Origin of the sequence: Desulfogranum marinum (assembly GCF_016918565.1) — a bacterium.
Classification (GTDB): Bacteria; Desulfobacterota; Desulfobulbia; order Desulfobulbales; family Desulfobulbaceae; genus Desulfogranum; species Desulfogranum marinum.
This window is the reverse complement of record NZ_JAFFQD010000175.1, coordinates 1-400: the sequence shown is the minus strand read 5'-3', so window position 1 is coordinate 400 and position 400 is coordinate 1. Positions and strand designations below refer to the sequence as shown.

At 64.8% G+C, this 400-nt stretch carries 1 protein-coding gene; it reads left to right on the top strand.

Annotated features, from left to right (window positions below; all coding sequences use genetic code 11):
* A partial coding sequence (locus tag JWH17_RS23380) for a fumarylacetoacetate hydrolase family protein (RefSeq protein WP_205225109.1) occupies nucleotides 1-400 on the top strand: 400 nt, incomplete at both ends.

Sequence of the window (400 nt, the reverse complement as noted above, 5' to 3'; positions counted from 1 at the left end):
GCCCCAACGATGCCGTCATGCTGCCGCGCGGCTCGGAAAAGACCGACTGGGAGGTCGAGCTCGGTGTGGTGATCGGCAAGACGGCGAGCGATGTTTCCCGCGAAGCAGCGCTCTCACATGTGGCCGGCTACTGCGTGGTGAACGATGTATCCGAGCGCGAGTTTCAGCTTGAGCGCGGCGGCACGTGGGACAAGGGCAAGGGCTGCGACACCTTCTGCCCCGTCGGGCCGTGGCTGGTCACGCGTGACGAAGTGCCCGACCCGCAAGCGCTTGGCCTGTGGCTCGACGTCAATGATGAACGTGCGCAGCGGGGCAACACCGCCACCATGGTATTTGGCGTGGCGCATCTGGTGAGCTACGTCAGCCGTTTCATGACGCTGCACCCGGGCGACCTCATTTG